This window comes from Cellvibrio mixtus subsp. mixtus J3-8 (genome assembly GCF_000766945.1).
GTDB classification, from domain to species: Bacteria; Pseudomonadota; Gammaproteobacteria; order Pseudomonadales; family Cellvibrionaceae; genus Cellvibrio; species Cellvibrio mixtus_A.
Map to the genome: position 1 here is coordinate 17,045 of NZ_KN266210.1, position 26,412 is coordinate 43,456.

Below are 26,412 nucleotides of genomic sequence, written 5' to 3' on the forward strand. Positions count from 1 at the left end.
ACAGTTACCGCAGCAGTTTACCGTGCAGTGTTGTTTGCACCGTAAATCACACGGATGTGATGTATGAAAATCCTGCTCATTAAAATGTCCTCGATGGGCGATATTTTCCACACTTTCCCCGCAATCAGTGATATCAGGAAAAACTTTCCTGATGCGCAAATCGATTGGGTTGTTGAGGATAGCTTTAAGGAAATTGTGGATTGGCACCCGGCGGTCCACAAAGCGATCCCCATTCATTTGCGTCGCTGGGTAAAGCAACGCAGTAAAAGTGCATGGCAGGAATTTAAAACCTGGCGACAAGAGTTACGCCAGGAGACCTATGACATGGTTATCGATGCCCAAGGCTTGTTAAAAAGTGCGGTCATTGCCAGGTGCGCCAAAAGTCCGGTTATTCACGGTTACGACAAACATTCAGCGCGCGAAGCGGTGACTCACTGGTTTTATAAATGCCGGTATCCTGTTGAAAAAGAACAACATGCTGTAGAACGCACCCGCCAATTGGTTGGTAAAGTATTAGGTTACACACCGGGTGAAAAATTAAATTTTGGGATTAACCAGAATTTCACTCACATCAAAAAAAATCCGCGCAAATTGGTTTTTATTATTGGCACCAGTTGGGTTACCAAATTGTGGGCCGCCAATGAATGGAAAGCACTAACGCAAATTGCATTGAATGCCGGGTTTGATGTGGAAATTATTTGGGGTAGCCCGGAAGAACAAGCGATTGCCGATGGCATTATTGCCAGTTGCCCGGGCGCCAGCCGCCCAGAACAACGTTTATCTATTACCACGATTGCTGAAAAACTGGTGGAAGCAGCAGGGGTCATCGGCCTGGACACCGGTTTTTCCCATCTTGCTGGCGCATTGGAAACACCCACCATCGCACTGTACGGCGCAACATCGCCTACCAAGGTAGGATTGATTGGTGAACACACGCACAATCTGCAAATGGATAATCCCCTCGATTGCATGCCCTGCCACAAACGACACTGCAAATGGCTGCCTGAACACAGCATAGATACGCCTCAATGTATGACCAGTATTAAAGCTGCACAGGTTTGGTCAGAGTTGCAAAAGAAAATTTCATTGCACTAATTTATTCTCAAAGGAAGTTTTGCACTATGACTTTGGTTTTTTCCAAGGATGCGATCGCCCCCTATAAAGATCGTCGCTGGCTTGCGCCTTTCACTACAATCAATGCGATTATTATGGCCCTTGTCACCTTATGGCATAGCCAATGGCCACTTTCACCTGGAGCCCAGGTTTATCTCGTTGCCGGAATGGTTATCCACTTTGCGGTGTTATCTTTTGCAGTGACCCTGTGCATATTGGTATTGGGTTTTTTACTGCGTTTACGCAAGCATCGAATGACGCTGGCAATAATTGTATTTGCGTTCGCACAATTAATTGTTATTACGAACGTGAAGGTGTTCAGCCTCTACCATTTCCATTTGAATGGCATGGTGATTAATTTATTATTCAGCGGCGCACTGCTGGAAAATATCGCATTTTCATGGCAGATGTGGGCATCTATCGCAGCAATTTTAGTGAGCGTTTTAATCGGCCAACGCTTGGTAGTTGCGCTCAGTCGCAAAATTTCCACTGGGAATTCGTTGCGCAACCGGCACTACTTCGTTTTTTTTCTGACAAGCTATATTGGATTACAATTATTGAGCGGCTGCGCCGATGCATTTGGCTGGAATAATCTCACCGCACAAAATCGCTATATTCCCTGGATGCCAACCACCACCATGCGTTCATCGCTGGAAAAAATGGGGTTTGAAGTCAAACAACAATCCAGCAAATTCAAATCAAATACCGCCGATGGTTTGAAATATCCCACCGCTCCATTGCAATGTGCCCCGAAAGAAAAACTGAACATCTTAATGCTGGTAGTGGATTCCTTGCGCTTCGATCAATTAAACGCCGAAGTAATGCCCAACAGCTTTCAATTAAAAAACCAGGCGCTGTCCTTCGAAAATCATTTTAGTACCAGCAACTCCACGCGCTATGGTTTGTTCAGTATGTTCTACGGTATCTCCGGCAGCTATTGGAAACCCATGCTCGCCGCTGAGCGCGGTAGCGCCCTGTTTGATGTGACGCAACAGCTCGATTACCGGCATTTTATTTACGGCAGCAGCACCCTCACCTTCCCTGAGTTTGATCGCACCATTTTTTCTGCGTTGCGCAATCAATTACAATCCGGCCAATACAAAAACAGTGCTGCTAACGACATCGATATCACCGAGCGCTTTATCCGCGATTTAAAAGCACAACCTGCGGACGCACCCTTCTTCGGTTTTTTATTTTTTGATGCGCCGCATGGTTTCGGCATACCACAAGATTATCCGCAGCGCTTCGAGCCAATGTTAGAGAAAGTTAACTATCTGGAATTAAATAATAATTATGATCCGGTTCCCTTCCTCAATTTGTACAAAACCACGGCGCATTTTGTTGATGGCCTGATTAAACAAATACTGGATGAGCTGGCAGCACAACAACGTTTGCACAATACGCTAGTCATTATCACCAGCGACCACGGCCAGGAGTTCAATGAGCTGCATAAAAATTTCTGGGGCCATAATAGCAACTTCAGCCAATGGCAAACGAAGGTGCCGTTGTTGATATTGTGGCCGGGCAAAGACCCCGCCAGTATTACTCGCCTGACCAGCCATGAGGACATGATCCCCAGCCTGTTAACCGAGGCCTTTGGGTGCAGCAACCCCACCAGTGATTATTCAACCGGACAATCGTTGTTAGCGAATGGAACAAACACGGAAAATGGAAAAAAAACGGACAGGGGCTTACTAATGGAGTCCTGGACCGACAGGGCGATCCTGTATGATAACCACCTGTATCTAATCGATCCGATTGGCGACATCGATGTTGTCGACCAGAATTATGATCCGGTAGAAAATATCGCGCTACCGCCAAAAATTCTTGCTGATACGATTGAGCATATGTCGCGCTTTCTCAAAAGTAATTGATCGTCCAACTATGGATAATTTATTTCCCTGGATATCACCATGAGCAAATACTATTTATTTTATGGTTCGGAGCGCTACACCCAGGCGATAATGCGCCCTATTGACGCCGCCATAAAAGCGCGCGGCGGTAAAGTCGCCTGGTTCTTTAACGGCCCCGGCGCAGAAGATTTGCACGATGATGATCACTTACTGGCAACGGTCGATGAGGTAATGCGCTGGAACCCGTTTGCGGTTATTACACCGAACAATATGGTTCCGCATTTTTTCCCCGGCGTTAAAGTACAAACCTTCCATGGCTTTGATGCGGGCAAGCCACGGCATATTTATATCCGCGGCTTTTTTGATTTGTATTGCACCACCGGCCCTGCGGATACCCAACAATTTTTAGCCCTTGCCAACAAGTTGCAACATTTCCACGTTGTTGAAACCGGTTGGCCCAAGCTCGATTATTTTTTTACACAGCTACCGGAACATTTGCCGCCCGTTAAACAACCGCCAACAATCCTTTATCACTCCACCTTTTCCCCTTCCTGGAGCGCAGCAGAAACACTGTACCCGGAAGTGAAACGGCTCAGCCAAACCGGCGAATGGAAATGGGTGGTGACCTTGCATCCAAAAATGAACGAGGAAACCCGTGCGAAATTCCAGGCACTGGAAAATGAAAACCTCACATTCTCCAATACCGATAATATTCTGGAATTATTTGGTGACGCTGATGTCATGTGCTCGGACACATCATCGGCCCTGAGCGAATTTTTGCTCACACGCAAACCGGTGGTAACCTTCAACAATCGCCGCCCCGGCCCGCAATTAATTGACATACATAAAGCGGAAGATTTTGAACCCGCCATACGCCGCGCATTAACGCGCCCAACCGAATTGATGCAGGCGATTACTGCATTTGGTGAATCCATACACCCGGCGCGCGATGGCAAATCCGCCGAACGTATTCTGGATGCGATTGACGATTTTATCGCGCGCGGCGGAAAAAATCCGAAAGCCAAACCCTGGAATCTCTGGCGTAAATTCAAGCTCAGACAAAAAATGAAGTATTGGAAATAGGATTGACTATGTCCAGCGTACTTATTGATGCAAGCCTTATCCACTATACCAACACCGGGATAGCGAATGTGATGCGCTCCTTGTTAACAGGAATTGAATCGCACTCCGATGCGTCTATCAATTATAAAATCCTTATTCCGCACAACCATCGTTTTTCTGCCAGGGAAAATATTAGTTATGTCCCCGTGCGCAAGTGGCAAAAATTTGTTCCGCCGAGCTTACCGCGTGTTGATGTATGGCATTCAACTTACCAGAGCTTTCGCTTTCTTCGAAAAACAAAAAATACTCGCCAGGTCATTACGATCCATGACCTCAACTTTCTTTACGAGAAAAATGCCTGTAAAGCCAAATTTCATTTGGACAGATTGCAACAACGGGTAAACGGGGCGGATGCATTGGTAACTATCTCGCAATTTGTTGCCGATGATATAAAAAAACATATTGCATTGAATAATAAACCGGTGGAAGTTATTTATAACTGTGTGGAAAATCTGCAGCAGCGCCCGGCAACGCAACCGTCATTCTACAAACAGGATGTACCTTTTTTCTTTACGCTTGGCGCCATGCGTCGCAAAAAAAATTTTCACGCATTACTGGATGTGATGGCACGCATACCCGACCACCAACTTTATATTTGCGGCAATCTGGATGATAAGGGCTACATCGAAGAGTTACACCAGAAAATAACCGCATTACAACTACACAATGTTCACATCGGTGGCCCGATAACCAGCGCAGAAAAAGTCTGGCTTTATCAGCACGCCGAGGCTTTCTTATTTCCATCCATGTTTGAAGGGTTCGGTTTGCCGGTCATTGAAGCGATGCAATTTGGTACACCGGTATTTACCTCCAACATGACCAGTTTGCCCGAAGTCGCGGGCGGGCATGCCGTTATCTGGGAAAATTTCGCCCCAGATTACATGACTGAAACCGTGCTTGAAAACCTGCCGCGACTGAAAAATGATGCGGCCCATCGTGAAAAAATGATTGCTTATGCAACCAGCTTTAACCTTGAGAAAAATATCCAGCAGTATGTGCGCCTTTATCAACGCCTGGCCACTACATCCGCGAGCGGGGCATAAGGGACGTGAACAGTGTGGCGATTACTATTGGTCATTTATCCGGGGCAATTACAACCCCATTTGATGATCCGCAAACCCGTGCAAGCCTCGGAAAATTACAACAACTCTGCCATAGCGGAGAGAAACTTTCCCATGGGGGCGATTTCGTTCTCAAAAATGAATTACAAACAGCGAATGGAACCATTCCCGTTGCGATAAAAGTTTTCAAACGCCAATCCTGGTGGAAAGATCGCTACGATAAAAAAAATAAATCCAAAGCAGAGCGTTCTTATGTAGCTGCATGTTATTTGCAATCGCAACACATAGGCACGCCGCAACCCGTGGCCTGGCTTGAACGCTGGGATAACAACCGCTTAATCGAAAGTTATTATATTTGCCGCTTTGAAGCAGCGCCCAGCCTGCGCGAAGTAATGGCTGACATACTCTGGGACAAGCGCGATAACCAGCCACTGATGGAAGTTCTCCTGCACCTCGCACCGGCACTGCGCACTATGCACGATGCCGGATTTATGCATGGCGATATGGGCAATCAAAATATTCTCTTACCGCACACCGATGATGGTAAATGGCTGGCACCGCAATGGATTGATTTGAATCGCAGCAAAATTTTTCCGGCACCACTAGGCAACAAAGAACGGGCAAAAGATCTCGCCCGGCTCGCGATACCCGGTGCGTATATGAAAATTTTCAAGATGATTTACAGCCATCATCAATTACCGGAACCCGAGCTGGATAAACTCGAACAAAAATTGCGTGAACAATTCTGGCGACACAGACGCAACAGCAAATGGCGCCATCCAATCCGCCACTGGAAAAATAAACGTAAATCGTCTGGCCGTTCTTTGTATCCCGAACCCAAAGATATTTGGCTATGGGATGAAAAAACTGCCCAACCGATGATTAGCCTTGGACGCAAGGAAAAACACCAGTACCGCAATACCGGCTATGTTCTTTCTATGGTGTGGCAAGGCCTTTGTGCCCTGCCGGGTATTTATTTGCGTTACCGGAAATTACTGCAAGAAAGTTATCGCCAACCGCGATCAATGCAGCAGCGTATTGGTATCGCGTTGCATCCACACCCGGATTACATGGCAACGGAATTAAGGCTATTACAGGAATTAGGCAATCCCCCGGTTTTTGTCCGCTTTTATCACCATGAAACCGATGAAGATTGGAATAGAGGAATTACTTTGGTTGAGCAATTACACACGCAAAATATTCCGGTGATGATCGGATTATTACAAGACCGGCGCGCCGTTCTGGAACCAGACTCATGGGCAGGATTCCTGAATAAAATTATTCGCCAGTTGGTAGATAAGGTGACCCATATTGAAGTTACCCACGCTACGAATCGGGTTAAATGGGGTGTTTGGAGCAGCACTGAATATTTACAGCTGATGCGGCCGGCATTGGAACTCAAGCAAGAATTTCCGCACCTGCAATTAACCGGTCCCGCTTGCATCGATTTTGAATATCTACCGGTGATTGCGGCGTTGAATGCATTACCTGGTGATTTCCGTTTTACTGCGCTATCCCATTTCCTCTATGTTGACCGTCGTGGCGCACCGGAAAACAAGCAGGGATATTTTTCCACACTGGAAAAAAGTGCCATGATTCGCGCATTGGCCCAGTGGTCAACACATACTGAAGATCGCGTCATTATTTCTGAAGTTAATTGGCCGGTAAAAAACACGCACATCTGGTCGCCGATTGGTTGCCCCTATGAAACGCCTAACTGGCGACGCATACAACCGGGTGAAAACGATGAAGATTACGCCAGCTATATGCTGCGCTTCCTGGCAATTACATTGTGTTCCGGCCACGTCGAGCAGGTTTTTTGGTGGCGCTTATCTGCCCATGGTTATGGTTTGGTAGATGATCAAAATCAATTCACACCACGCCCGGCATTTTATGCGCTGGCTCACTTTCTTAAATTGCTCGGTGCTGCCACCTTCACAAAAAAATGGCCCACGGACGAATGTATCTATATATTGGAGTTCTCAAAAGAAGGCCGGCAAATATTGATGGGATGGACCACCCACACCACCCCCCAAGCGTTGCCATTAACAATAACGTCGCTGGCGATCTACAATGCCTATGGTGAAACTGTTACAGATTCGATGCTTACATCGTCACCAAAATATTTTATTGTGGGCTGACCTTTCACATTTCCTCAACCGTAATAATTAACATGAATATTCGCTCATTCCCAAGCGCGCTTTTTTCCGGTCATTTGCGTTTTATTATTCGCATGTTCGTACTGAGCCTCATCCTCCTCAGCATTAGCCGGGTGCTGTTGATGGCCTGGCAATGGGATCGGGTTGAGCCTGCCGGCAAACTGGTGGCGATGCTCCTGCAAGGTATTCGTGCCGATATTATTATGGCTAGCTTCTGGGCGCTGATTCCGATATTAACCATCCCTTTATGGCGCCCTAACGCCTGGCGCCCGGGTTGGGAAAAATTTACTTATAGTTGGTCGGTATTGGGGTTAGGACTATTTATTTTTATGGAGCTGGCAACTCCCGCATTTGTTATGCAGTACGACTTGCGGCCCAATCGTATTTTCGTAGAGTACCTGAAATATCCGAAGGAAGTTTTTTCCACGCTGTGGTACGGATTTCGCGGGCCATTTTTAGGCGGAATTTTCCTGACTGTTTTGATTACCGTGCTTTCCAGCAAATTAATTAAAGACAAAAAAAGTCATCCCTATAAAATTTCCTATTTGCATTTAATATTAATTTGGCCATTGTTAATTTTGGTATTGGCAATGGGCATCCGCTCTACTACCCAACATCGCCCGGCAAACCCGGCACTGTTTGCAATTACCGGCGATGCGATGGTTAATTCGTTGGTGATTAACTCAACCTATTCCGTAGTGTTTGCAATTTACAATATGAAACATGAAGCCAAATCCAGCGAAATCTATGGGGAAATGGCGACAGCGGATATCATTAAACAAAATCTGGATTGGCCCTGGCTTAAACATTATCAATTCACCAACACAAAATATCCCACAGTGCATCAGCAAACAGCAGCGGTGCAACGGGAGAAACCGTTAAATCTGGTGATTGTGCTTGAGGAAAGCCTTGGCGCCACGTTTGTGGAAAGCCTGGGTGGTGTGCCCGTAACACCCAACCTGGAAAAGCTCAAAGAACAAGGTTGGTGGTTCGAACAACTCTACGCAACCGGAACGCGCTCGGTTCGCGGTATTGAGGCAGTTGTTGCGGGCTTTATGCCGACACCGGCGCAAAGTACCGTCAAATTATCTTTGTCACAGAAAAACTTTTTTACAATCGCCGATCTGCTTGAGCGCAAGGGTTACCACACCGAATTTATTTATGGCGGTGAAGCCCATTTTGATAACATGCGTGGCTTTTTTACCGGCAATGGTTTTGAACAAATCATCGACTTTAAAGATATTAAAAACCCGCAATTTGTCGGCAGCTGGGGCGCTAGTGATGAAGATTTATTCAATCATGCCCATCAGCATTTACTGCAACTGCATGAACAACAAAAACCGTTTTTTAGCCTGATTTTCACCTCATCAAATCATTCTCCATTTGAATTTCCCGATGGCCGGATTGAATTGCATGAAGAGCCGAAACAAGTTGTTAACAATGCGGTGAAATACGCGGATTACGCTCTCGGCGAGTTTATGAAAAAAGCACAGGCAAGTTCCTATTGGCAAGATACGCTCTTCCTGGTTGTGGCGGACCACGATAATCGCGTGTATGGCAACAGCCTGGTTCCCGTCAATAAATTTCATATACCGGGCCTTATCCTCGGCGCCGATATAAAACCCGAAAAAATTAATCCCATCGCCAGCCAGATTGATCTGGCACCGACATTAATTTCACTAATGGGTATTTCCTCCGAGCACCCAATGCTGGGCCGTGATTTTGCGACGGATAAAACCAGCCCCGGCAGAGCCCTTATCCAATTCGATGACACCTTTGCATTGATGGAGGAACAGCCCGGTGACACGCATAAACTTACGATATTAAAACCCAGTGGTGATGTTGTAGCCGCACAATATCATTTTCCCAGCAGGCATGTTTCGCTCTTACCGGATGCAGCCGCCGCCCCGGATGCAAACAAAGCCCTGGCACATGTGTTATTGCCGTCACTGCTTTATCGGGAACAAACTTATTACGTCCCCCACTGACAATCGTTTTAAAACCTGAATCCAACTGGTACAAGTATTACGTTCATGCATACGCTGACCTTGAGTAATCGCTGGGCTTTATTCGTTGATTTTTTTTCTCATGCAGTAAGTTGTTCGTTGATCGCAATAGTTCTTATGCAACTATTGCGATTAATCACCCTTTATCAGTTTAGTGACGAAATTATTGCGCAAGATTTACCATCCTACCTGCTGCACGCGCTGCGCTGGGATTTAAAGCTGGTTGCAACATCAATAGCCTTGGGGCTGCTAATATCAGCGTTGTTAATCGCTATCAAACCCGGTGTATTCGCCCTACGCACATACCGCGCAATCAACCTTCTTTTTTTATTATTATTTTGTAGCCTCGGTTTTATTCACACTATTTACTGGCACAGCGTTGGCCAACCGTTTGATATTTTTATTTTTGGGATAGTAGATGATCAAACGACCGAGTTAGTTAAATTATTCGTAACACAATACAGCCCGCTCACCAATGGAGTGCTGCTAATACTGATTTGCGCGATGGGTTTATTCGTACAGCGCCGAACCTATCAGGCACTGAACAATAGCGCAATGATAGTAGCCATTGCAGGAACACGCCGGGCTGCAATCAAAAGTATCTGTATAGTGTTAGCGATTATCGTATTAGCCATTGCTGCACGCGGCAGCCTTTCCCTGTTTCCGCTAAATAAAAAGACCACACATTTTTCTTCATCCAGCTTTATGAACAACCTTTCAATCAATGCACCCAACCATCTTTATTATGCCTTCAAGGAAAAAAGCAAAAACTCCGTCAATAACAACCCTCAGCAAGCGTTGAAATCGCGCGGGTATGCAAACCTTGATGAAGCCAAAGCGGATTTATTAGCGACTTACGACACCACTCCGCAAGGAGTTCCTTTACTTAAAAAGTCCAGGGCGCCCCATTTTGAAAAACTCCCTAATGTTGTGTTGGTGATGATGGAGAGCTGGAGTTCGCAAATTCTGTTGGCAGATTCTGAGCAACAAAACCTGTTGGGGAGTTTTCGCGAACAAAAAAATAGAGGGGCATTGTTTACCCGGTTTTTATCAACCCGCCTGGGCACCAACCGATTTATAGAAAGCACACTCCTCAATACATCCGTGTTAGAACTTTCCACATCATCGGCAAAAAATCATCAGCTAGCCTTTTCAAACCTGCAACCGTTTATCGCTAAGGGTTACCAGATCGCATTTGTCAGCGGTGGTGCACGATCCTGGTTAAATCACGATAATTTCTGGAAAACCCAGGGCGTAAATTATTACTGGGATATGTCAGATATCATTAAGGCTTACGGCATCGATAAACATTCGGACTGGGGCGTGCACGATGAATACACGTATCGTTTTGCGCTGGAAAAACTGCGCGAGTTATCGGCCGCACAGCAGCCAGTATTTATGTTTATTATTACCACCAGCAATCATCCGCCACACAAGGTGCCATCCGGATACGACGTGCCGATGTTTGCGACAGCCGCATTTGATGAACATTTAATTCAACCGGAAAATGCACAGATGCAAATGGCAACATTTCGCTATGCATCGGACCAGCTGGGAAAATTTTTACAGGAAGTGGATAATTCCCCACTCGACAACGACACCATACGCATGGCGACCGGGGACCATGTGCTGCGCAGTTTTTACCAGTTTTCCAGCAAGAGCGATAAATTGCTCGCAGGTGCCGTCCCCTTTTACATACAAGTGCCAATGGCGTACATGTCAGGCAAAAAGTGGGACACATCCATCATTGGCAGCCAGCGCGATATATTTCCAACACTGTTTGAGCTCATCCTGGCCGATGCGACCTATTTAAAAACTGGTTTTGATCTATTGGCAGCCGACGAACCCAGGGCTGCATGGTATGAACATGATATCTGGGTGCGCGACAATCAGGTTACTTTCAATAACGATGCTGTGGCTCACTCTTACGATAATCAGCTTAAGGTGACCGACCAAATAACCCCATCCAGTTCTTTGCATGACTATAGAAAACATATCAATGCATTGGAAGCATTATTGGAATGGCAGTTGGTTTCTGAAATGGGCGATGCGAAGAAATAAAAAATAAAATCATTTTGTGCATGCCTGACTTAATCAGGCATGCACGACCGCAGCAAAAAAATCTAGATTAGCTCATCAATACTTCCGATGCGTTTATCCAGCCAGTTATAAATTAGCTGTTGTTTTTTAGCAGATCCCCCTTCAATACTTTGCACGCAAGCAAAAACAACATTTTTATTGATATCGGCATAATATAGTTTGAAAGAAAGACGAAATAATGATTGCCTGGCCGGTTTCAATTGCACATTCGTTCGATCATTATCCAACACTGCCAAATTTTCCCGCCAATGAAAATGCGAACCAAGCGCTTCCGGTACATATTGGCCGGAGCCGCGTAATTGTGCATGTATATTGGTACTTACTGCCGCGGGAAACAGGGTAAAGATTTTTTCCCAGGATGACCGTTTCCACGCATGGGGAACATGGGGTAAACGGAAATATTTTTTGGTGCATCCCAATAGTCGCGCGCATGATTGTTGTAATTCCCAAAAACTTATGCGGCTCTTTTCTTTTTCCCGTCCAAACCAACGCCGCACAATACGAATCACACTTCTGCCAGGGACAGACTCTGGCAACAAATGCCATTTCCCGCGTAGTACTACTTTATCACCACGAAAAAAATCCTGCGGATGAGTCGGTTGAATCAACATAAAATCGTCATTTAAATACAAAAACTGTTCAGCGATTCCCGGTATTCGCCAGAGCAGGGAACTGATGGCCATACTATTAAAGCTGGGCAGGCATTCGGGATATTCAGCAAAAATAACACGATGATCAATTAAACAAACCCGGTGCTCAAATGCTGTTCCAGCCAGCTTGTCCAACAACGATGGGCGCTGCTGATCGGTAACAATAAAAATGGTCCGCAACCAGGGAGCAAACTTCAGCAACGATGTTACGCAATAATCCAGCTCACCGGCATTATGAAAACGCGCCTTATCGGCACCGCCCTTTCGCGACAAACCTTTATCCCGCAGGAAAGTATCTAATTTAGCCGCATGGTGCGGGTCGGCACCATCAACCCACATAATGACTGCATCAATCGGCGTCGAAACTGGAATATCTTGCATAGGCTATTCCTACTATCAAAGCGCATTTGACCCCTATCGTACACAAGTCGTTGCAACACTTACGCACTCCTAGTGCACAAAAACAGCTATAATCGCAGCCCAATTTTTTCGTTATTTCAGGGCAGCCAACGCAGCCGCAGACCTAGAGAGTTTCCAAGCGCTATGGATAAAACCTACCAACCCCACGCGATAGAAAACCAGTGGTACCAAACCTGGGAAGAGAAGGGTTATTTCAAACCCGCCGGCGAAGGCAATCCCTATTGCATTATGATTCCGCCGCCTAACGTCACAGGCAGCCTGCATATGGGCCACGGTTTCAATAATGCGGTGATGGATGCACTGATTCGCTATCGCCGGATGCGTGGTGACGACACTCTGTGGCAAGTCGGCACCGACCACGCTGGTATTGCGACCCAAATGGTGGTTGAGCGTCAATTAGCGGCACAAAATATTAGCCGACACGATCTTGGTCGCGAAAAATTCCTCGAAAAAGTCTGGGAGTGGAAAGAGCAATCGGGCGGTACTATTACTCGCCAGATTCGCCGCCTCGGCTCATCAGTGGATTGGACCCGCGAACGCTTCACAATGGATGATGGCCTCTCCACCGCAGTGCAGGAAGCGTTTGTACGCCTATATGAAGATGGTTTGATTTATCGCGGCAAACGCCTGGTGAATTGGGACCCGAAATTACATACCGCTATTTCCGATCTGGAAGTAGAAAATCACGATGAAAAAGGTCATTTGTGGAACTTGCGCTATCCGTTAGCCGATGGCGCCACGACAGCAGAGGGTAAAAATTATTTGGTGGTAGCAACAACTCGCCCTGAAACCATGTTGGGTGATAGTGCTGTTGCGGTTCATCCTGAAGATGAACGTTATAAATCACTAATTGGAAAATTTGTTTTACTGCCATTAGTAAATCGCTTGATTCCGATTGTTGCCGACGATTATGTAGATCGCGAATTCGGCACCGGCTGCGTGAAAATTACCCCGGCACACGATTTCAATGACTATGAAGTGGGCAAGCGCCACAACTTGCCACTCATCAATGTATTGGATAAAAATGCGGCGATTCTTGCACAAGCGCAAATTTTTAATCTGGATGGCAGCGTCAATAATGAATTGAATAGCACCCTGCCCGCCCAATTTGCCGGGCTTGATCGTTACGAAGCGCGCAAACAAATTGTTGCAGCGTTTGAAGCCGCAGAATTGCTGGAAAAAATTGATGACCATGGTTTGAAAGTGCCGCGCGGTGATCGCTCTGGCGTTGTTATTGAGCCGTGGTTAACCGACCAATGGTACGTAAGCACCAAACCATTGGCAGAACCGGCAATCGCCGCCGTTGAAGATGGCCGCATTCAATTCGTGCCCAAGCAATATGAAAATATGTACTTCTCATGGATGCGCGACATTCAGGATTGGTGCATTAGCCGTCAATTGTGGTGGGGTCATCGCATTCCAGCATGGTACGACGCGAGCGGCAAAGTATATGTTGGCCGCAACGAAGCAGAAGTGCGCAGCAAATATAATCTCGGCGCCGATGTAAAACTGAACCAGGACGAAGATGTTCTTGATACCTGGTTCAGTTCCGGTCTGTGGACCTTCTCTACCCTGGGCTGGCCAGAGCAAACCGAATTCTTGAAAAAGTTCCATCCAACTGATTTGCTCGTTACCGGCTTCGATATTATTTTCTTCTGGGTAGCGCGCATGATTATGCTCACCATGCACCTGGTGAAGCATGAAGATGGCAGTGCACAAATCCCCTTTAAAACCGTTTACGTCCATGGTCTGGTACGCGATAGCCAGGGCCAGAAAATGTCAAAGTCCAAAGGCAATGTGCTTGATCCGCTGGATATTATCGACGGTATCGATTTGGAAACGCTGGTACAAAAACGCACCACCGGTTTAATGAACCCCAAAGACGCTGCAAAAATTGAAAAACAAACACGCAAGGAATTTCCGGAGGGTATTCAAGCGTACGGAACTGACGCATTGCGTTTCACGTTCTGCTCGCTCGCATCGACTGGCCGCGATATTAAATTCGATATGGGCCGCGTGGAAGGTTACCGCAATTTCTGCAATAAAATATGGAACGCAACCCGCTACGTATTAATGCAATGCGAAGACCAGGATTGCGGGCAAGATGGTTCAAGCAACTATGAATTATCCGTTGCGGATCGCTGGATTATCAGCAAATTGCAGCAAGCCGAAAAACAAGTTGCTGAAGCACTCGACACTTATCGCCTCGATTTAGCGACGCAAGCAATTTATGAGTTTGTGTGGAATGAATATTGCGATTGGTACCTCGAATTATCCAAACCGATTTTATTTGATAAATCCGAAGGCAGTGAAGCACGCAAAAAAGGCACTCGCCGCACATTGATTCGCGTGCTCGAAACCATTTTGCGCTTGAGCCATCCGCTGATGCCATTTATCACCGAAGAGATCTGGCAAAAAATCAAACCACTCGCCGGCGCCACTGGCGAAACCATTATGCATGCGCGCTTCCCAAGTGCCGATGAAAGCAAGATCGATCAGCAGGCATTGAAAGATGTTGAATGGTTGCAAGCCGTTATTCTTGGTGTGCGTAATATTCGCGGTGAGATGAATATATCTCCGGCAAAAGACCTCAACGTGCTATTCAAAAATGGCAGCGCGGACGATCAGCAACGCCTGCAAGCAAACCAACAATTCCTGAAAAAGTTGGCATCACTGGAAAACGTTACCTGGTTGAATGCTGGTGATACAGAACCCATGTCGGCAACAGCGCTGGTTGGGCAAATGGAAATCCTGGTACCTATGGCAGGAATTATCGATAAAGACGCCGAAATCGCACGCCTAACCAAAGAAAGCAATAAATTGCAGCAAGATATTGAACGCACTGAAACCAAACTCGGCAATGCAGCGTTTGTTGAGAAAGCGCCTGCCGAAGTTGTAGAAAATGAGCGTAAGCGTGTGAACGAAAACAAAATTGCAGTAGAGAAATTGCGTGAGCAAATCCAAAAGATTAGTGCGCTGTAAAAATTAATTTTTTACGCTCATAAAAAGCCGATGCAAAAACATCGGCTTTTTTATTGGGGATTTTTCGATGGGAAAATTAAATCAGTAAGCAGGTTGTGCCGGAGCGCGTAGCTTGAGCGCAGCGATGCCCAACAAACACATCAACATAGCGGATAGCTTTAAAATTTAAACTTTCCAAGCCATTCTTAAAGCTGGCTTTTTTATTGAAGAGTTTCTGGTGGATAAATATATAGATCGCGTTGGGCATCGCTGCGCTCAGCACCAACCTACAAGTGTTACGCGCCCAGGCCTAACCTGTAGATTAAAAATTCTTTCTACGCAAAAACAAAAAGCCCAATCTTGCGATTGGGCTTTTTGTTTGAATTCAATGGCGGAGAAGGGGGGAGTCGAACCCCCGATACCCTTTTGAGGTATGCTCCCTTAGCAGGGGAGTGCCTTCGGCCACTCGGCCACTTCTCCACGTCTGCTGATGCGAAGCAAGCTCCGCTTCAGCAGGTGCGGCATAATACCATAATTCGCTAAAAATCAAAGTCTTGAATATAAATTTACGGAATAAAATGCAGGAATTTTTACTCATCGCATAATTCGCGATCAGCAAAAAACAATTATCAATCAATTCGTTTATTTTTTAGAAAAGATGGTAGTTGCTAATAGCTGCAACAAAAAAGACGGGATGCCTTAAAACGCCTACGCGGCGGATGACCAAATCAAACCGCCGCGTAGTTGAAAAGCTTGAACAACAAAATAATTAATATTAATTAATTATCCTGTTCTTCCTGATTCTGCTTTTCGCGTTGGATACGCTGATAAATCTCTTCGCGATGTACTGCGATATCTTTAGGAGCATTGACACCAATACGAACCTGGTTGCCTTTTACGCCCAAAACGGTAACGGTTACCTCGTCACCAACCATCAAAGTTTCGCCAATACGGCGAGTCAAAATTAACATCTTTAATCTCCTTCACTCATCCTGTAAGAGTACGACTTAGACACCCCTTGCCACCGTCGACTCCCGAATACCCCCTGTCGCTTCCTGACAACCGAATGCCTTGGGCATAAGTATCGTCTACTTTTCGCGAAAGGGAAGAAACCCCCAACATTTTTCTGTCTATTTTTGAACTAGACAGCAATGCAACTCAAACACCTTAACTAAACCGCCTTTCAAAAAGGCTTAGCCCCTCACACGGCCTTCTGACGGTTCGGCATCCAAACCAAAAGCGGTGTGCAGACTGCGCACAGCCAACTCCAAGTAACGCTCATCAATGATCACAGAAATTTTAATTTCAGATGTAGTGATCATTTGGATGTTGATACGATCTTCTGCCAATGCAGTAAACATGCGCGATGCAACACCGGCATGAGAGCGCATACCAACACCCACGATAGATACTTTAGCAACCTTGTCGTCACTGCGTACTTCACGCGCACCAATTTCTTTGGCAACACTTTCCAACACAGTGACAGCTTTATTCATATCATTTTTATGGACAGTGAAAGTCAAATCTGTAGTGCCATCAGCAGATACATTTTGCACAATCACATCAACTTCAATATTGGCTTCGCCAACTGGCGCCAAAATTTTAGCAGCAACACCAGGAGTATCTGGTACGCCTGCAACAGTCACTTTAGCTTCATCGCGATTGAACGCGATACCGGAAACAATTGGTTGTTCCATAGTTGAATCTTCCTCATCGAGGGTAATCAGGGTTCCTGGGCCTTCTTTGAAACTGTGAAGTACACGCAGGGGCACTTTGTATTTTCCTGCAAATTCAACGGAGCGAATCTGCAATACTTTGGAGCCCTGACTGGCCATTTCAAGCATTTCTTCAAAGGTAATTTTTTCGAGGCGGCGTGCGCGCTCACAAACACGTGGATCGGTGGTATAAACACCATCTACGTCGGTATAAATCTGGCATTCATCAGCTTTAAGCGCTGCAGCCAAGGCTACGCCGGTAGTATCTGAACCGCCACGCCCCAACGTCGTAATATTACCGTGCTCATCCACGCCCTGAAATCCAGCTACCACAACAACACGGCCCAACTTCAGATCGGCACGCATATTTTCCTCATCAATAGCCTGAATTCTGGCTTTGGTGAAGGAACTGTCGGTAAGGATACGAACCTGGCCACCGGTATAGGATCTGGCATCGAGTCCGCGCTTTTTCAAGGCCATGCAGAGCAATGCGATAGTAACCTGTTCACCGGTAGACACCAGCACATCCAGCTCCCGCGGATCAGGAGTTTCCTGAATTTGCTGGGCAAGGCCAATCAGACGATTGGTTTCACCACTCATGGCAGAAACAACCACCACTATGTCATGTCCCTGCGCGCGGAATCCGGCAACTTTTTCAGCAACCTGCTCTATACGTTCGATGGAACCAACGGAGGTACCACCATATTTCTGAACCAATAAGCTCATTACAGCCTATCCTTCTTTAAAATTTTGACGGATACGAATACTGAGTAACCAGATCGCAAAAAGGCGCCAATTAAACACCAGTTCGCGATAAAAGTTAACCCAAATGGGTGATAAAAAGCGGATTAATCGCACTTCTTTCACGTTTTTGTACAACATTCAACCAACAAGTTTACTTATCTAGCTGTGCTTTAACCCAAGGTGCAACCGATGCCAATGCGGCATCCAGCGCGGCAAGATTGGTGCCGCCGCCCTGGGCCATATCCGGGCGACCACCGCCTTTTCCACCAAGCTGGCTGGCGACATATCCCATTAAATCACCCGCTTTCACTTTGCCGGTAATATCCTGGGTAACACCTGCAACCAATGCGGCCTTATCGCCTTCAACTGCCGCCAATAGCACGACTGCGGTTCCCAGTTTATTTTTAAACTGATCAACCGTATCGCGAAGTGACTTGGCATCTGCGCCATCAAGGTTCAAGGCCAATACCTTGACTCCATTTATATCCTGAGCCTGAGTAGAAAGATCGCCGCTGCCGGCAGTAGCGAGCCTGGTTTTCAGTTGGGCGAGGTCTTTTTCCAATTTGCGGTTTTGAGCTACCAGCATTTCCAACTTCTCGACCAGCGAATCGCGGTTGGTTTTCAAGCTGCGGCTCGCGGTGTCGACCAATGCTTCAACCTGGTCAAACAAGGCCAGCGCCCTGGCGCCTGTGATTGCTTCAATACGGCGAACTCCAGCAGCAACTCCTGATTCTGAAACAATACGAAACAGGCCTATATCACCAGTGCGACCAACATGGGTGCCACCACATAACTCAACGGAGAAACCATCTCCCATGGTCAATACACGCACGGTATCACCATACTTTTCACCAAACAGCGCCATTGCGCCTTTGGCCTTCGCGGCTTCCATATCACACAATTCAGTAGCCACTGGAGAGTTAGCGCGAATTTGATCGTTAACCAGCGTCTCAATCACCTTCAACTGATCGGCAGTTACGGCTTCGAAATGGGAGAAGTCAAAACGCAAACGCTCTGAGTCCACCAATGAACCTTTTTGCGTAACATGCTCACCCAGCACCTTGCGCAAGGCAGCATGCATCAGATGGGTTGCGGAATGATTAAGCGCTGTGGCTTGACGAACATTGCTGTCAACTTTAGCTGACAGGATATCGCCAACAGAAACAGCCCCCTGGAGCACGCGTACGATGTGTAAATTGGATGAACCTTGTTTTTGGCAATCGCGGACTTCTACACGGTTGCCACCCAATTCGAGGTAACCGCTATCGCCCGCCTGACCGCCTGACTCTGCGTAGAAAGGTGTGCGGTCCAGAACAACAACGCCATAGTCGCCTTCAACCAGACGCTCAACTTTCTGGCCATCTTTTACCAGGGCAACAACCTTGCCCTGCTCTGTCAAAGAGCCATATCCCAGGAATTCAGTAGCAGGGAAATCCAGGCCTTTCGCGTTGTAATCGACCTTGAACGTACCCGCAGCGCGAGCGCGAGCACGCTGCTCAGCCATCGCTGCTTCATAACCTTCCTGATCGATTGTGAGGCCGCGCTCACGGGCGATATCGGCGGTTAAATCAACCGGGAAACCGTAGGTGTCATACAGTGTGAAAACGACTTTACCGGGGATTTCGGTGCCGGAAAGCTTACCTAATGCATCTTCCAGAACAGCAATCCCCTTATCCAGGGTTTTCTCAAATTGCTCTTCTTCTTGCAGTAAAACTTTTTCAATATTCGCCTGGTTTTTGTGCAACTCGGGATAAGCATCACCCATTACTTCCGCAAGTGCTTTTACCAGCTTGTGGAAAAACGGTTGCTTTTGGCCCAACTGGTTACCGTGGCGGATTGCACGGCGAATAATACGACGCAGTACATAACCGCGCCCTTCGTTGGATGGCAACACGCCATCGCTAACCAGGAAAGAGCAAGAGCGGATATGGTCAGCAATCACTCGTAGTGATTTATTTTCCATATCGTGATTGCCGGTTGCTTCAGCAGCGGCATTGAGCAAATGTTGAAACAGATCGATTTCATAGTTGGAATGAACGTGCTGCATAACCGCAGAAATACGCTCCAATCCCATACCGGTATCTACAGAGGGTGCCGGCAATGGATGCAAAACACCGTCAGCGGTACGGTTGAATTGCATAAATACGTTGTTCCAGATTTCGATATAGCGGTCACCATCTTCTTCCGGTGAACCGGGTGGGCCACCCCAGATATCCGCGCCGTGATCGTAAAATATTTCGGTACAGGGACCACATGGGCCAGTGTCGCCCATCGCCCAGAAATTGTCTGATGCGTAAGGTGCGCCCTTGTTATCGCCGATCCGGATGATGCGTTCGGCAGGAACACCGACTTCTTTGTTCCAGATATCGTAAGCTTCGTCATCCGAGGCGTAAACGGTAACCCAAAGTTTTTCAGCGGGAATATTTAACCAGTCTTTGGACGTTAAAAACTCCCATGCAAAACGGATAGCATCGTGCTTGAAGTAATCGCCAAAACTGAAATTACCGAGCATTTCGAAGAAGGTATGATGACGCGCGGTATAACCCACATTTTCCAAATCATTATGTTTGCCGCCAGCGCGCACACAGCGCTGGGAGCTTACTGCGCGATTATAGGGGCGCTTGTCCGCCCCGAGGAAACAATCCTTAAATTGGTTCATCCCCGCATTAGTAAACAATAAGGTAGGGTCATTACCGGGAATCAGTGAGCTGCTGGCAACAATAGTGTGGCCTTTGCTCTCAAAGTACTTCAAAAAGGCATCGCGAATTTCAGCGCTTTTCATCATGTATTAACTCGTCTTCAACTTCTTTGGCACCCGCTAATCAAGCGTGATGCTGTTCCAGTTCTTCCGCGCTGAGTTTGCGCGCTTCGTGCTCCAGCATTACCGGAATGCCATCGCGAATCGGGTAGGCCAATCCACTTTCCCAGCACACCAGCTCTTGCTGTTCCGGGCGATATTCAAGTTCACCCTTGCTGACCGGGCATACCAAAATGCTGAGTAATTTTTTATCAATCATGATCTTAGGTCGTGGTTAGTTAACCGGGGGCGGTATCTTACACTGCCAATCACAGCCCTGTCTCTAGAACCGCAGGGCTATTGGATGGATTGGGGTTTTAAATTTCCCGAAACCGGTGCACCCTCACTTTCCACCCAACTTTTCACATAGTCGGATACTTTGGGATTAATCCGGATTTGCGGTTCTGACGGGGTTATTTTTTGTTCTTTTTCCCAACTTTCAATCAATTCCCGCGCGCGATAAAAAGCCTGCTCAAAATCTACCCCCGGTTTCAGGGCTTCTCTGAAATAGGCTTTCCCAAAGTAGGTAAAGAGGCTGTCATCCGCGCAACCGAATGACGTTTTTTCAGCGGATGCTGCCGTCATCACCAATGTATTTTCATCAGCAATATCGTCGATAAATCCACCGGAAAAACAAGCTGACAGCACCACTATCCGATGCTTTATCCCTGTTGCCTTGAGCAAATCACCCAGCCATTTCGCATCAATATCTGCCAGTGCCAAACCATTGTGAGTAAGCGCTATGGTTTTATTTTTACTGCCGTGACTGGTGATATACAAAAAGAAAATGTCGCGTTCCTTGTCCATGCGCTCCGCAATTTTTTCCACTGCCGCCCGGATACTGGTACGCGTTGCCATAGGATGTTCATCCAGTGAACGCTGGCTATTTGATAAATAAATAGCGGTATTGTGATTGCGATATTGTTGAGTAAACAGGTTTTCAATGAATTTACTTTCACGACGAAAAACCTCTTCTGTACCGTAACCTGCAATCACAAGACTGTAGAGTTCAATTTTTTTCTCATCGGACGGCAATAGCGCGTCCAGCGAGCGCTGCAATCCTGCCGATTCTTTATAGATGGCATGTTCAGTCACTTCTTCCGGTGAAAAAATTTTAACGTCGCTGCCGCCATCAACAAGGCGATCATAATCCCAACGCCCGGTTATTTTCCCAACGCCATCAATTGGCTCCCTATACGTTAATACACCCGCTCCATGCTTTTTTCCATAAGCAAATTCACCTTCGTAAATATCACCGTTGCTGGCAATCAATTTTCCCTTGCCAGAATATTTTCCAAATTTAAATTCACCTGAATATTGCTGCCCTGTTCTTTCACTGCTTGTGCTTTCATTGCTTGTTTTTTCACTACCTGCTTTTTCACTAACTAACTTTTTACCAATTAATTTTTCAATATAGGTTCCTTCGCCTTCCAACAAACCATTTTGGAATTCGCCTTGCCATTGATTGCCATCTTTATCAGTTTGCATTCCTTTTCCATTCAATAACCATGCATTGAAATGCCCTATTGCAGAATCACCTTCAGTCCCTGCATAAACGCCTTCACCAGTAAATATATCGTTTTGGAATTCGCCACTGTAACTATTACCCTCCGAGTCAGTAAAAACACCATTGCCATGCATTTTTCCTGCGACGAAATCACCCAAATATTTACTGCCCGCTCGCCTCAATTCGCCTTTTCCAGTAATCACACCATTCACAACATCGCCCGCATATGTTGATTGGTCCGCAAACAACCATTGCCCTTTACCATGTGGGCGACCGTTAATAAAATCACCCACATAAAAAGAACCATCGGTATAAGTTAATTTTCCTTTTCCATTAAATCGATTTTGTTTGAATTCACCGTGATAGCGCGATCCATCGGGATATACCAGTTCGCCCTGCCCTTCCATTTCGCCTGCAAAAAAATTACCGGTATAAATACCAGAGGCAGACATTGAAAGCCGGCCGTGCCCTTGAAATAAACCGGCGACAAAATTTCCTTCATAACTATCGCCATTTTTCCATTGCATGCGGCCATTACCGTCAAGCTCACCCTGCGCATTTAGATTTCCAACATAGGTTGAGCCATCAGCAAAACTGAGTGATGGAGAAAAAGTGTGACGCAAATGATTGAACGTGCCATGCACCGAAAGCAAACCAAAAATCACGCCGGCAAAAAAAATAGCGCTGACTGTCAATACACGCTTCATATCATTTACCAATCACATACGAAAACAGGAAATTGTCGCCGGATTTTATTGTGCCGGCATCGGGTCTACTAATAGCTGCGGGTCGATTCGCTCCTCAAACCAATTCATCCGCCAATCAAGGTGCGCACCGGTCGCACGACCGGTTTTTCCTACTTTGGCAATCGCCTGCCCCTGGGTAATCTGATCGCCTTTTTTAACTAAAATTTCACTGAGATGGATAAAAGTGGATGACAAGCCGTGACCGTGATCAATAATCAGGGTGCCACCGGAAAAAAACATATCGGGATGAACCAGGGTCACAATACCACCGGCGGGTGCAACCACTATAGTTCCAACAGGCTTGGCGACATCCACCCCATAGTGCGGTGAATTGGGTACGCCGTTATAAAAACGCTGGCTACCATACACGCCCGTCACCGGACCAATTAACGGCCATTGAAATTTTTGCGCAAAAAAAGTCAGGGGCAAATCGCCTTTGCGTGCATCGGCAGCCATTTGCGCTTCGCGCCTGGCACGTTCCACTTGGGCGGGATCAGGCTCGACCGTTTGCTGGGGAACGCCGGTGACTTTCTGGATATTGTATTTGCGTTGCTTGATTGGAAATCGTTGTTCTTCACGTTGGCCATCGGCATGAATCAACACCAATGTGGCCTGGGGTTTTGCATCGCGCCCGAAACCAAAAACAAATTCCCCTGCCGGAGACAGTTGTAATTTTTTTCCCGCGTATTCGACCTGGACGCCTGCGGGAACTTTGCCAACAATTAATCCACCCTGTTGCCATTCACCACGCAATTCCAATGCATGAGCCGGAAGAATCCAAAGGCCAAACAGCAGCGCAAAAATAATTTTCATCACATCACCACAAAAATATCGACGCAAAAAAAACGGCAGCCGAGCTGCCGTTTTTCCAAACTGTCCACGCTTAGGCGAGTGTATCGCCGACGCGCAGAACTTTCATCGTGTTGGTACCACCGAGCAATGTAGTATCGCCCAGGGAAACAATCACCAGGTCACCTTCTACCAGCACACCTTGCGCTTTCAACATTCCAATTGCACGGTTGAAATCATCAGCGCAGGGAGCGCTGCTGGTATCAAATGCAATCGGTTGTACACCGCGATACATCGCCATCTTACGCTGGGTATTTACATGGCGAGAGAAGGCGAAGATAGGCAATTGCGACCCTACACGCGACATCAAACGCGGAGTGCTGCCTGATTCAGTGAACGCGATAATCGCTTTCACACCCGCCAGATGGTTGGCAGTGAACATGGAAGCGAGTGCAATAGACTCATCCACCGTGTTAAAGGCCTGATCCATACGGTAGTTATCAAAACTCGCAATCGGGTGTTTTTCCGCACCGAGAATAATGCGCACCATTGCTTCAACCGTTTCCACCGGGAAACTACCGGCGGCCGTTTCTGCAGAAAGCATTACCGCATCGGTACCATCCAGCACCGCGTTCGCTACGTCAAACACTTCAGCGCGGGTTGGCAACGGGCTGTTGATCATCGACTCCATCATTTGGGTCGCAGTGATCACCACTTTATTCAATGCACGTGAACGCGCGATGATGCGTTTTTGTACACCGATCAGTGCTGCATCACCAATCTCGACACCCAGGTCGCCACGGGCAACCATTACAGCATCGCTTGCACGGATAATGTCGTCCAGGGTTTCGTCATCGGCAACCGCTTCGGCGCGTTCAACTTTGGAAACAAGACCGGCACGGCCACCCGCTTCCAGCATCAGCTTGCGCGCGTAATTCATATCGTCCGCTGAACGCGGGAAAGACACGGCGAGATAATCCACATCAATTTCTGCGGCGGTTTTAATGTCGGCGATATCTTTTTCGGTCAACGCTGGCGCGGTTAAACCACCGCCCTGACGGTTGATACCTTTGTTGTTGGACAAAGGACCAGCCACCTTGGTGGTGGTATAAATGCGCGTACCTTCGATTTTATCGACGGTTAACACCACACGACCGTCATCCAGCAACAACACATCGCCGGGCTTGCAATCGTTTGGCAGTTCTTTGTAGTCGATACCAACCTGTTGCTGGTTACCTTCATCGCGCCCCAAAGAAGCATCGAGAATAAATTTGTCACCCACCTTGAGGTGGATTTTTCCTTCGGCAAAACGGGCTACACGGATTTTCGGGCCTTGCAAATCGCCCAGCACCGCCACGAAACGGTTGTGCTTGGCAGCAAGCTCGCGCACGGTTTCAGCGCGACGCTTGTGATCTTCCGGTGAACCATGGGAAAAGTTCAGGCGGACGACATTAACGCCCGCCAGGATCAAACGCTCTAGAACTTCTGGCGACTCAGAAGCAGGGCCCAAAGTACTGACGATCTTTGTACGTCTTAACATGATGAGTTCTCTTATTATTTAGCGTTCATCAGGGCAATGGTGTTATCCAGCATGCGATTGGAGAAACCCCACTCGTTGTCGTACCAGCTCAGGACTTTTACCCACTTGCCATACACTTTGGTTTGCAGCGAGTCGTAGTTGGAAGAGTGGGCGTTGTGGTTGAAGTCAACCGATACCAGAGGCTCATCAACATAGGCCAATACCCCTGGCATTTCTTTTTCAGCGGCTTCTTTCATCGCTGCGTTAACTGCTTCAACACTGACATCTTTCTCAACCAATACGTTCAGGTCTACCAGGGAAACGTTGATAGTTGGAACGCGCACCGAAATACCGTCCAGCTTGCCTTTCAATTCCGGCAGAACCAAACCTACCGCTTTGGCAGCACCGGTAGTGGTTGGGATCATGGATTGGGTCGCAGAACGTGCACGGTAAATGTCTTTGTGGAATACATCAGACAGAACCTGATCGTTAGTATATGCGTGAATGGTGGTCATGGAACCTTGAACGATGCCGAACTTGTCATTCAACACTTTAGCGATAGGCGCCAGGCAGTTAGTGGTACAGGATGCGTTGGAAATAATGCTGTCAGATGCTTTCAATACATTGTTGTTTACACCGAATACAACGGTTGCATCTACATCAGTACCTGGTGCAGAGATAATGACTTTTTTAGCGCCGGCAGCAATGTGCGCACCCGCTTTTTCTTTGCTGGTGAAGATACCGGTACATTCGTACACCACATCCACTTTCAATTCAGCCCAGGGCAATTTGGCTGGATCGCGCTCTGCGGTAATACGAATCGCATCACCATTAACAAACATGGTATTGCCTTCGTATTTCACAGTGCCGTTGAATTGGCCGTGAACAGAATCGTACTTGGTGAGGTGAGCATTCAGGTGAGCATCACCCAGGTCATTAATGCCAACGATTTCAATTTGGCTGCGCTTGCCTGATTCATACAACGCACGCAGAACATTGCGACCAATACGACCGTAACCGTTGATTGCCACTCTAATAGTCATTGCTTTCTCCTAAATAAACTCTTACTGATTCTTTTGCTGTAGGGACACAGGTTTTAGTGTGTCCATTCGATTAAAAATACAGGGGCGCAATAAATTGCGCCCCTGCG

17 protein-coding genes and 1 tRNA gene are annotated in these 26,412 nt (G+C 47.0%); 8 read left to right on the plus strand and 10 right to left on the minus strand.

Annotation, left to right across the window (positions count from 1 at the left end):
- The first annotated feature begins 63 nt into the window (after positions 1-63).
- Genes waaC through A596_RS15115 form a run of 7 tightly spaced genes read left to right on the plus strand, consistent with a single transcriptional unit; the run spans position 64 to position 11,375 of the window.
- Positions 64-1,095, plus strand: coding sequence for a lipopolysaccharide heptosyltransferase I (gene waaC / locus A596_RS15085; RefSeq protein ID WP_039916321.1), 1,032 nt, complete (start codon positions 64-66; stop codon positions 1,093-1,095).
- Between the two features lie 26 nt (positions 1,096-1,121).
- On the plus strand, positions 1,122-2,987 hold the full coding sequence (locus A596_RS15090) for a sulfatase-like hydrolase/transferase (protein ID WP_039916323.1): 1,866 nt from the start codon (positions 1,122-1,124) through the stop codon (positions 2,985-2,987).
- A gap of 39 nt (positions 2,988-3,026) precedes the next feature.
- Complete coding sequence (locus A596_RS15095) at positions 3,027-4,049, plus strand: CDP-glycerol glycerophosphotransferase family protein (RefSeq protein ID WP_039916324.1); 1,023 nt, start codon at positions 3,027-3,029, stop codon at positions 4,047-4,049.
- 8 nt (positions 4,050-4,057) lie between these two features.
- On the plus strand, positions 4,058-5,131 hold the full coding sequence (locus A596_RS15100) for a glycosyltransferase family 4 protein (protein ID WP_152600202.1): 1,074 nt from the start codon (positions 4,058-4,060) through the stop codon (positions 5,129-5,131).
- Positions 5,132-5,145: 14 nt separating this feature from the next.
- Complete coding sequence (locus tag A596_RS15105) at positions 5,146-7,290, plus strand: lipopolysaccharide kinase InaA family protein (protein WP_039916624.1); 2,145 nt, start codon at positions 5,146-5,148, stop codon at positions 7,288-7,290.
- A 32-nt stretch (positions 7,291-7,322) separates the two neighbouring features.
- On the plus strand, positions 7,323-9,296 hold the full coding sequence (locus A596_RS15110) for an LTA synthase family protein (protein ID WP_052417563.1): 1,974 nt from the start codon (positions 7,323-7,325) through the stop codon (positions 9,294-9,296).
- Positions 9,297-9,341: 45 nt separating this feature from the next.
- Positions 9,342-11,375, plus strand: coding sequence for an LTA synthase family protein (locus tag A596_RS15115; RefSeq protein WP_039916325.1), 2,034 nt, complete (start codon positions 9,342-9,344; stop codon positions 11,373-11,375).
- Between the two features lie 62 nt (positions 11,376-11,437).
- Here A596_RS15115 and A596_RS15120 read toward each other — a convergent pair whose 3' ends face one another.
- Positions 11,438-12,445 carry a Stealth CR1 domain-containing protein gene (locus tag A596_RS15120; protein ID WP_039916326.1) on the minus strand — a complete coding sequence of 336 codons (1,008 nt, stop codon included), beginning with the start codon at positions 12,443-12,445 and terminating at the stop codon, positions 11,438-11,440.
- A gap of 162 nt (positions 12,446-12,607) precedes the next feature.
- Between A596_RS15120 and A596_RS15125 the strand changes: the two genes are divergently transcribed.
- Positions 12,608-15,466 (plus strand): valine--tRNA ligase, encoded by a 2,859-nt coding sequence (locus A596_RS15125; RefSeq protein ID WP_039916327.1) that lies wholly within the window; start codon positions 12,608-12,610, stop codon positions 15,464-15,466.
- A 368-nt stretch (positions 15,467-15,834) separates the two neighbouring features.
- On the opposite strand, the gene A596_RS15130 is transcribed toward A596_RS15125, so the two are convergent.
- The 9 genes from A596_RS15130 to gap form a co-directional block, all read right to left on the minus strand.
- Positions 15,835-15,925, minus strand: a tRNA-Ser gene (locus A596_RS15130).
- Between the two features lie 299 nt (positions 15,926-16,224).
- Positions 16,225-16,416 carry a carbon storage regulator CsrA gene (gene csrA, locus A596_RS15135; RefSeq protein WP_012486997.1) on the minus strand — a complete coding sequence of 64 codons (192 nt, stop codon included), beginning with the start codon at positions 16,414-16,416 and terminating at the stop codon, positions 16,225-16,227.
- A 222-nt stretch (positions 16,417-16,638) separates the two neighbouring features.
- The gene (locus A596_RS15140; RefSeq protein ID WP_039916329.1) at positions 16,639-17,886 is read right to left on the minus strand and encodes an aspartate kinase; all 1,248 of its coding nucleotides are present in this window, start codon (positions 17,884-17,886) and stop codon (positions 16,639-16,641) included.
- Positions 17,887-18,055: 169 nt separating this feature from the next.
- On the minus strand, positions 18,056-20,686 hold the full coding sequence (gene alaS / locus A596_RS15145; protein WP_039916626.1) for an alanine--tRNA ligase: 2,631 nt from the start codon (positions 20,684-20,686) through the stop codon (positions 18,056-18,058).
- A 40-nt stretch (positions 20,687-20,726) separates the two neighbouring features.
- Entirely contained in the window at positions 20,727-20,921 is a 195-nt protein-coding gene (locus A596_RS15150; protein WP_039916331.1) for a Trm112 family protein, read from the minus strand.
- 77 nt (positions 20,922-20,998) lie between these two features.
- A complete protein-coding gene (locus tag A596_RS15155; protein ID WP_039916332.1) occupies positions 20,999-22,915 on the minus strand; it encodes a C13 family peptidase in 1,917 nt (638 codons plus the stop codon).
- 45 nt (positions 22,916-22,960) lie between these two features.
- Positions 22,961-23,767 (minus strand): M23 family metallopeptidase, encoded by an 807-nt coding sequence (locus A596_RS15160; protein WP_039916333.1) that lies wholly within the window; start codon positions 23,765-23,767, stop codon positions 22,961-22,963.
- 70 nt (positions 23,768-23,837) lie between these two features.
- The gene (gene pyk, locus A596_RS15165; protein ID WP_039916334.1) at positions 23,838-25,283 is read right to left on the minus strand and encodes a pyruvate kinase; all 1,446 of its coding nucleotides are present in this window, start codon (positions 25,281-25,283) and stop codon (positions 23,838-23,840) included.
- Between the two features lie 14 nt (positions 25,284-25,297).
- Positions 25,298-26,305, minus strand: a complete 1,008-nt coding sequence (gene gap, locus A596_RS15170; RefSeq protein ID WP_039916336.1) for a type I glyceraldehyde-3-phosphate dehydrogenase — start codon at positions 26,303-26,305, stop codon at positions 25,298-25,300.
- Positions 26,306-26,412 lie beyond the last annotated feature (107 nt).

Excerpts from the sequence above, each read along its gene's own strand:
- csrA (WP_012486997.1), bottom strand. The coding sequence starts at position 16,416 with ATGTTAATTTTGACTCGCCGTATTGGCGAAACTTTGATGGTTGGTGAC.
- A596_RS15150 (WP_039916331.1), bottom strand. The coding sequence starts at position 20,921 with ATGATTGATAAAAAATTACTCAGCATTTTGGTATGCCCGGTCAGCAAG.
- A596_RS15160 (WP_039916333.1), bottom strand. The coding sequence starts at position 23,767 with ATGAAAATTATTTTTGCGCTGCTGTTTGGCCTTTGGATTCTTCCGGCT.
- waaC (WP_039916321.1), top strand. The coding sequence starts at position 64 with ATGAAAATCCTGCTCATTAAAATGTCCTCGATGGGCGATATTTTCCAC.
- alaS (WP_039916626.1), bottom strand. The coding sequence starts at position 20,686 with ATGAAAAGCGCTGAAATTCGCGATGCCTTTTTGAAGTACTTTGAGAGC.
- gap (WP_039916336.1), bottom strand. The coding sequence starts at position 26,305 with ATGACTATTAGAGTGGCAATCAACGGTTACGGTCGTATTGGTCGCAAT.
- A596_RS15095 (WP_039916324.1), top strand. The coding sequence starts at position 3,027 with ATGAGCAAATACTATTTATTTTATGGTTCGGAGCGCTACACCCAGGCG.
- A596_RS15140 (WP_039916329.1), bottom strand. The coding sequence starts at position 17,886 with ATGAGCTTATTGGTTCAGAAATATGGTGGTACCTCCGTTGGTTCCATC.
- A596_RS15115 (WP_039916325.1), top strand. The coding sequence starts at position 9,342 with ATGCATACGCTGACCTTGAGTAATCGCTGGGCTTTATTCGTTGATTTT.
- A596_RS15120 (WP_039916326.1), bottom strand. The coding sequence starts at position 12,445 with ATGCAAGATATTCCAGTTTCGACGCCGATTGATGCAGTCATTATGTGG.
- pyk (WP_039916334.1), bottom strand. The coding sequence starts at position 25,283 with ATGTTAAGACGTACAAAGATCGTCAGTACTTTGGGCCCTGCTTCTGAG.
- A596_RS15110 (WP_052417563.1), top strand. The coding sequence starts at position 7,323 with ATGAATATTCGCTCATTCCCAAGCGCGCTTTTTTCCGGTCATTTGCGT.
- A596_RS15155 (WP_039916332.1), bottom strand. The coding sequence starts at position 22,915 with ATGAAGCGTGTATTGACAGTCAGCGCTATTTTTTTTGCCGGCGTGATT.
- A596_RS15100 (WP_152600202.1), top strand. The coding sequence starts at position 4,058 with ATGTCCAGCGTACTTATTGATGCAAGCCTTATCCACTATACCAACACC.
- A596_RS15125 (WP_039916327.1), top strand. The coding sequence starts at position 12,608 with ATGGATAAAACCTACCAACCCCACGCGATAGAAAACCAGTGGTACCAA.
- A596_RS15090 (WP_039916323.1), top strand. The coding sequence starts at position 1,122 with ATGACTTTGGTTTTTTCCAAGGATGCGATCGCCCCCTATAAAGATCGT.